The following is a 7611-nucleotide window of genomic DNA, read 5'->3' as shown; positions in this document are numbered from 1 at the left end:
GCTGCCCCGGTCCTTTCGAAACCCGGTTGAGATACCTCTTTGTCACCGGGCGGGAGTTGTGGCGCGACCAACGCTGCGGCATGGTCGTCGGGCTCACGAGGGGTTGGCGGGGATGCGAGCGATGCGGATCGGTAATTTAGTGACTGTAATGGCTTCGGCCGGCCTTCTGGCCTTTCCGGCGCTGGCGCAGGAGGGCCGGTATGCGCCACAGCTGGCCCGGATCCTTGAGGAAGCCGCCAGCGGAAACTGCCTCGCGGCGCTGATGGCTCCCCCGTTGCTCGACGCCTGCAACGGCCAGATCCAGGGCATGGCGCCGGCTCTCGCCGCCATGGGCGCGATAAAGTCGGTGACCTTCCTCAGCGCCCAGGACACCGCGGAAGGCCGGGTCGAGACGTACCGCGTGGAGTTCGCGGGCGGCCAGAGCCTGAACTGGGTCATCGGGCAGGAGCGCGACGGCAAGTTCAGCACCGTCGGCACGGCGGGCTAGACGGCGTTGGGGGCGGGGGCCGCCGCCGGTCTTATGTTCGCCGGGCTGCTTGCGGGCGCTCCGGCTTCACAGGCGCCGCCGATATTTCATCCCGGGGCCCCCGGGCAGCCGTCGCGGACCGTGACGGCGGCCGAGGCCTTGCGGCTCGGCCGGTCGACCTTCATCGCCGCCGACGTCGCCTTCATGCAGCACATGATTGTCCATCATGCCCAGGCGGTTGAGATGGTGGAGCTTCTGGAGCGGCGTGGGTCGCATCCGAGGGTGAAGCTGCTGGGGCGACGGATCGCCCTGAGCCAGCAGGCCGAGATGGACCTCATGCGAGGCTGGCTGACGGACCGGGATCAGCCGCTGGAGACCCGCGGAGCGGGCGGCCCGGCGAGCCATGCGGACATGGACCACGCGGCGCACGGCGGTATGGGCGCCCCGGGCGGCGCGGCCGAAGACACTCCGGTGATGGGGGGCATGCTCACGCCGCGGCAGATGCGAACGCTGGCGGCGGCAAGCGGCGCGGCGTTCGACCGGCTGTTCCTTGAGGGCATGATCCAGCACCATCAGGGCGCGCTGAGCATGGTCGACGAACTGATGGCGAAGCCCGGCGCCGGCGAGGACACCCTGCTGTCCGACTTTCTGACCTCCGTCGTGGCCGATCAGTCCGCCGAGATCCTTCGCATGCAGTCCCTTCTCTCCGAGCTTTGAACCCGAACCCTCCCGAAAGACCCGTCATGAACGTTCGCATCAGCCTTCTCTCATCCGTCGCGGCGCTCGGCGTCCTTCTCGGCGCGGCGTCGGCGTCCGCCCAGCAGGCCAGCGGGCCCGGCGTCACGCAGCGGATCGATGCGGACGCGCGGACCGCCCTGAGCGCGGGCCTGCGCGACGCGGGCGTCAGCGCGATGGGCATGTCGCTGGAGCATTCCCTGCCGATGGCGCCGGGTTTCGCGGATCCCGAGATCGGCTTCTCGCCTCCGACCAGCCGCGAAGAAGGCGAGGCGCTGGGCGCCCGCATCAAGGCCAACCCGGCCTTCAGCCCCCTGGGCATGGCCAACTCCGACATGGCGCTGTCGAACGGCAGGCTGTTCATCGGCAATTTCAACGGCTTCAACGCCTATGAACTGGGCGAGGGCGAGCCGCGGCTGGTCATGTCCGTGGTTTGCCCGGGAGGCCAGGGAGATGTGTCGGTCCACGGGGGCCTGCTCTTCATGTCGGTCGAGGAAAACAGAGGCCGCGTGGACTGCGGCGCCACGACGACCGCCAGTGAGGTCGACGCCGAGCGGTTCCGCGGCGTGCGTATCTTCGACATCAGCGACCTGAACGCGCCGCGCCAGATCGCCGCCGTCCAGACCTGCCGCGGCTCGCACACCCATACGCTGGTGCCGCACCCGACCGACCCCAACGTGCTGTACGTCTACGGCCAGGGCACCTCGGACGTGCGCAAGACCGGGGAACTGGCGATCTGCACGGACGGCCAACCGGACGCCAACCCGGAGACGGCGCTGTTCTCGATCGACGTGATCCGGGTCGACCTCAGCCGGCCTCAGGACGCGGCCATCGTCAACCGGCCGCGCATCTTCGCCGATGGAACGACGGGCCGGGTGGCCGGTCTGTGGCGTGGCGGCCGGGCGGGGGTCGCCAGCCAGAACACGGCCCAGACGAACCAGTGCCACGACATCACCGTCTATCCGGAGATCGGCCTGGCGGGCGGCGCCTGCAGCGGCAACGGCATCCTGCTGGACATCTCTGATCCCGAGCGACCCACGCGCGTGTCCGACATCTTCGATCCCGACATGGCCTACTGGCACTCGGCGACCTTCAACAACGCCGGCGACAAGGTGGTCTTCACCGACGAGTGGGGCGGCGGCATCGGCGCGCGCTGCCAGGCGACCGACCCGGCGACCTGGGGCGCCAACATGATCGCCACGATCGAGAACCGGACGCTAAGCGGCAAGAGCTTCCACAAGCTTCCGTCGGCGCAAGGGGCGACCGAGAACTGCGTCGCGCACAACGGCAACATCGTCCCGGTCCCGGGCCGGGACCTGATGGTTCAGGCCTGGTACCAGGGCGGCATCTCGATCATGGACTTCACTGATCCGACGCGCCCGATCGAGATCGCCCATTACGATCGCGGACCGATCAGCGCCGACCGCCTGTATGTCGGCGGCTCGTGGTCCGCCTATTGGCTCAACGGCCGGATCTATTCGAGCGAGATCGCGCGCGGGCTTGACGTGCTGCGACTGATTCCGAGCGAGCATCTGTCCGCCGCCGAGATCGCAGCCGCGGAGGCGGTGACTGCGGGCACGATCAATCCTCAGACCCAGACCAGGATCGTCTGGGCCGACACTCCGGACGTGGCGAACGCCTACCTCGACCAGCTCACGCGTGCGGCGGCGGTGGACGCGGACCTGTCAGAACGCATCCGCTCACGGATAGAGGCTTGGCGGGGCGGTCGCGCCGAGCGGCGAGAATCGGCAGCGCTTTCCAGCGTTCTGGTCGAAGCTTCGGCCAAGGCTACTGGGCAGAATGCGACGCGGTTGAAGGCGCTCGCCGATTTGTTCGGGCGCCGGGCCGGGTAGAACCTCCCGTCTGTCGCCGGGGCTCCTCGCAGCCCTTCGAGGCTCCGCAATGGATCGGGAGCAGACCCCTAGTCTTCAGCCGCCTTCGCGACGGACGCTGGGAGCGCCACCCCTTCAATCGCGGGCCTGGATAGCCACGCCCGAGCTGCGTCCTTGAGCTCGCTCAGCATGGCGCCACAAAGCAGTCACATTACCGATTGGTAACTTGAGGGCTGCCCGGTGCATCCTAAGGATGAAGGTGTAACCGCCGACGCCTATGGGTTCTGCGCTTGCGCCCTGTTGATCGATGGTCCGGCGGCCTGTGAGGGGAGCCCGATCACACGCCGGAGCCACCGATGCGTTCTTGCCGCCGTCTGCTTCTCGTCGCCGTGTCTGGCTCGGCCGTACTGATGGGAGCCGCTCTGCCAGCGAACGCCCAGACCGCCCCGGCTTCGAACGAGCCCTCGGCGCCATGGGCGCATGTGGCCAGCGACATCCCCGCGGATACGGCCGTACGCTTCGGCGCCCTGCCGAACGGAATGCGCTACGCCCTGCTGCGTAACGCGACCCCTCCGGGACAGGCGTCCCTGCGGCTGCGAATCGACGCCGGCTCGCTGATGGAAAACGAGGACCAGCTCGGTCTGGCCCACTTCACAGAGCATATGGCCTTCAACGGCACGACGAACATCCCCGAGAACGAACTGCTTCGCATCCTGGAACGCCTTGGCTTGGCCTTCGGGGCTGACACCAACGCCGCCACCAGCTTCGATCAGACCTACTACCAGCTGGAACTGCCGAGAACGAACGACGAAACCGTCGACACGGCGTTGCGCATCATGCGCGAACAGGTCTCTGAGGCGCTGTTCGACGCCGAGGACGTCGATGCTGAACGCGGCGTAATCGTGGGGGAGGAGCGCTCGCGCAACACCCCTCAGTTGCGTGCGCTCAAGGCCCAGCTGGAGCTCCTCGCCCCGGGACAGCGGATCGCCAGCCGGCTGCCCATCGGCGATCTGAACGTGATCCGCACCGCCCCGCGCCAGCGCTTCGTCGACTTCTACAACGCCTACTACCGCCCCTCGCGCGCCACCCTGATCGCCGTCGGCGACTTCGACGTGGACGCGATGGAGGCCAAGATCACGGCGGCCTTCGGCGACTGGAGGCCCCGTGCAGCCGACGGGCCGGAGCCTGATCTCGGAACGGTCGCCCCACGCGCGCCCGAGACGACCATTCTGGTCGAGCCCGGCACCCAGTCCTCTATCCAACTGAACTGGATACGCCCGCCCGACACTCGGCCGGACACGGTCGCCAAACGCATCACGAACATACACAAGAACCTCGGCCTGGCTGTGCTGAACCGCCGGCTGGGCGAGATCAGTCGGCAAGACGATCCGCCGTTCATCGCCGCGGGCGCACAGGTCGAGGAACTGTTCGACAGCCTGGAGCGAGGCATCCTGTTCGCCGCCTTCAACCCGGGCGGACTGAACCGGGCCATGGAGACCATCGAACAGGAGCAACGCCGCCTGACCGAGTTCGGACTGGGCCAGGCCGAACTTGATCGCGAGATCGCCAACGCACGGACCGCGCGTGAGAACGCGGTCGCCGCCGCGGCCACGCGCGTCACCCCGCAGCTCTCCGATGTCTTGCTGGCCGCCGTCAACGATGACCGGGTGTTCGCCACGCCCCAGATCGGCCTCGAGCTGTTCAACCAAGCCGTCGAAGGGCTGACGCCCGAGATCGTGCTGGCCGCCACCCGGCCGGTCTTCGAAGGCGGTGGCCCCCTGGTCCAGGTGATCACTCCCGCCCCCATCGATGGTGGAGAAGCCGCTGTGACGGCCGCGCTCGAAGCGTCCCGCCTGGTCCCTGTAGCGGCCCTGGAAGCGGTCGCGGAGCTGGAGTGGCCCTATGCGACCTTTGGGGAGCCCGGGACTCCCATCGAACGCCGCGAACACGCCGAGATCGGCGCGACGGTGGTCGCCTTCCCCAACGGCGTGCGCCTGACGGTCAAGCCCACCACCTTCCGTGATGAGCAGATTCTGGTTTCGGTCCGCACCGGGATCGGCGAGCTGTCACTGCCGACCGACCGATCCTCGCCCGTCTCGATAGCGCCGATCGTTTTCGCCCAAGGGGGCCTAGGGCGGCTGACCGCCGATGAGCTTAACCGCGTGCTCACAGGTCGCATCCTGTCGGCGGGTTTCGAGATCGGCGAGGACGGCTATCAGCTGTCCGGCGAAACCCGCCCGCAGGACCTGGAGCTGCAGATGCAGGTTCTGGCGGCGTACATGACCGACCCCGGCCTGCGCCCCGCGCCGTTCGAGCAGATCAAGGCCCTCTTCCCACAGATCGTGGCGCAACAGATGGCCACCCCGGAAGGAGCGTTCGGGCTGATGGCTGCCGAATATCTCGCCGTCGGAGACAAGCGTCAGTCCCTGCCCAAGGCCGAAGAGGTCGCCGTCTGGACGAACGACCAGATGAAGACCGGCGTGGTCGAGGGGCTGTCCGCCGGCCCCATCGACGTCGTGGTCGTCGGTGACGTGACCGTGGACGCGGCTGTCGCCGCCGTCGCCTCCACCTTCGGGGCGCTCCCCACCCGGCTAGCGGCTCCGCCCCCGTTGCCCGGTTCGGACTCCCGGCGCTTCCCCGCCGGCACCCCGCAACCCGTCGCCTTGGCCCACAACGGCCCAGCGGAGCAGGCGCTCGGCTTCGTCGCCTGGCCCACCGTGGATGCGGTCGACGATTTCACCGCGGCGCGCGTCGCGTCCGTGCTGGCCGATGTGCTGGAACTGCGCGTCACGGAGGAAATCCGCGAGCGTCAGGCCCTCGCGTATTCTCCCGATGTCTCGGCTTCGGCCTCTACGACTTTCGAGGGCTATGGCTCCATCCAGGTCACGGCCCAGGCCGGACCTGAGGGTCTGGCGCCCTTCTTCCAGACCCTCGACGCTATCGCCGCGGGCTTGCGGGACACGCCGATCACCGAGGACGAGCTCAACCGCGCCCGGTTGCCGGAAATCGAACGTTTGCGCCGGGAGCAGGCGGGCAACGCCTACTGGGTCGGCGAGCTGACGCACGTCGCGCGTGACCCGACAGAGGTGGAACAGATCACTAGCCAGATCCCGGATCTGGAAACGATCACGCCCGCCGACATTCAGGCTGCGGCCAGGCGCTATCTCGTCGACGAAAAGGCCTGGCGCGCGCAGGTGATCTCGACCACGCCGGCCGCGCCGCCAACCGCCACCACTACCGGCGAGTAGGTGGCGGGCTCCGATCAAACGCCTCCCAGATCAGCGGGGCCAGCCGATCCATGGGCGGATGGTGGCCGCCGCCTTCAAGCGGGACGACGGTCGCGCCGCCCCCGGCAGCGGCCTTGAGCTCTTCAGCGGCGGAGAACGGGACGATGTGATCGGCCGTGCCGTGAAAGAGCGTCACCGGCACGCCGACCCGAGCGATAGCCTGTGTGTTGTCGAAACGATCCGGCATCACGCCCCGGACCAGTCTCGGCGCGAGGTCGGATATCCTCCCGAAGGCGCCGAGCGTCGCCACTCCCGAAACCGGCCAACGGGACGCGCCGCCCAGAGCGACCGCTCCCCCGAGGGAGTGCCCCACCACATAGAGCTTGCCGCCCGCCGGCAGCCGTCGGGAGGCTTCGGCCACGAAGGCGTCAGCGTCGGCCGCAAGGCCTGTCTCGGTTGGGCTGCCCCTGTTCCCTGAGTAGCCGCGGTAGCTTGTCATGAGGAGGCCGCGCCCTCCCTTCGCCAACGGCTCCGCGTAGGCGCCGTCGCGGTGAAGATTGCCGCCGTTGCCGTGAAAATAGACGACGACGTCGCGATGAAGTCCCGAAGGAGCCCAGTACAATCCGTTCAGCGTCAAGCCATCCGCCGTCGTGACCGAAACGGCTTCGGGCTGGCGCGTCCAGCTGGGCAAGGCGGCCATCTCCGAGGGGCGGAAAACCCGGTCGCGTATCACCTGCGCGCAACCGGCTACTCCCAGCAGACACAATGCCAGAAGCACGCCCGCCCCGACCTTCCACTTCGACATCACCCGCCCTCAGCATCTGAACCGCACTGAGTCGCCAGGGGTAAGCCGTTCGCATTCGTGTGCAATAGCCGGCTGGATCTGCTCCCGACCTATTGCAGACCCTTGCCGGTGGAGGCGCTCTGCTCAGGTGTAGCGTTCGCGGTCGAGGTCGAACCTCATGACGAAGACTTGGCGGACGATCCTGATGGGCCGGACAGCCGGCGTCCGCTCGCCACTGTGGGACTTCCCATGAGCGCAATCTGGTGGGCGGGCTTCGCGCTCGTGCTGCTGTTGCTTTGGCCTGCGCGCATATATGGCGCCCCGTCCATCCGACGCTGCCGAGCCATTCATCTTCTTCAGCGCGGCTGACGACTTACAGTCCGGGCATCGTGTGGCATGCCGGCTTCGGCGAGTGCGAGGTGAAAGCGGCGCAATATCTGGTGGTCATGACGGATGTCGCGGGCGGAGCCGGGTGGCTCAACGACGGTGGCGGTGCAGGCAGTCGGTAGCGAACTAGTCGCCACTTTCTACCTCGCCAAACCGCTGCTCGCCACAGGTAGCAATGTC

Annotated in this window: 5 protein-coding genes; 4 read left to right on the top strand and 1 reads right to left on the bottom strand. The window is 67.9% G+C overall.

All coding sequences use genetic code 11. From position 1 onward, the window contains the following. Nucleotides 1-148: 148 nt before the first annotated feature. The 4 genes from VGB60_RS03850 (at nucleotide 149) to VGB60_RS03835 (ending at nucleotide 6281) form a co-directional block, all read left to right on the top strand. Entirely contained in the window at nucleotides 149-487 is a 339-nt protein-coding gene (locus VGB60_RS03850; RefSeq protein WP_331036962.1) for a hypothetical protein, read from the top strand. A 120-nt stretch (nucleotides 488-607) separates the two neighbouring features. Next, complete coding sequence (locus VGB60_RS03845; protein WP_331036961.1) at nucleotides 608-1183, top strand: DUF305 domain-containing protein; 576 nt, start codon at nucleotides 608-610, stop codon at nucleotides 1181-1183. A 26-nt stretch (nucleotides 1184-1209) separates the two neighbouring features. After that, the gene (locus VGB60_RS03840; protein WP_331036960.1) at nucleotides 1210-3054 is read left to right on the top strand and encodes a hypothetical protein; all 1845 of its coding nucleotides are present in this window, start codon (nucleotides 1210-1212) and stop codon (nucleotides 3052-3054) included. Nucleotides 3055-3389: 335 nt separating this feature from the next. Next, nucleotides 3390-6281: a M16 family metallopeptidase gene (locus VGB60_RS03835; RefSeq protein ID WP_331036959.1), complete on the top strand. Its 2892-nt coding sequence runs from the start codon at nucleotides 3390-3392 to the stop codon at nucleotides 6279-6281. Here VGB60_RS03835 and VGB60_RS03830 read toward each other — a convergent pair. Continuing rightward, nucleotides 6268-7065, bottom strand: coding sequence for an alpha/beta hydrolase (locus VGB60_RS03830; RefSeq protein WP_331036958.1), 798 nt, complete (start codon nucleotides 7063-7065; stop codon nucleotides 6268-6270). The genes VGB60_RS03835 and VGB60_RS03830 overlap by 14 nt on opposite strands. Between the last annotated feature and the right edge of the window lie 546 nt (nucleotides 7066-7611).

The organism is Brevundimonas sp. (genome assembly GCF_036399195.1).
GTDB lineage: Bacteria > Pseudomonadota > Alphaproteobacteria > Caulobacterales > Caulobacteraceae > Brevundimonas.
Note: the sequence above shows the minus strand (reverse complement) of the source record. Positions and strands in the feature narration are given on the sequence as shown.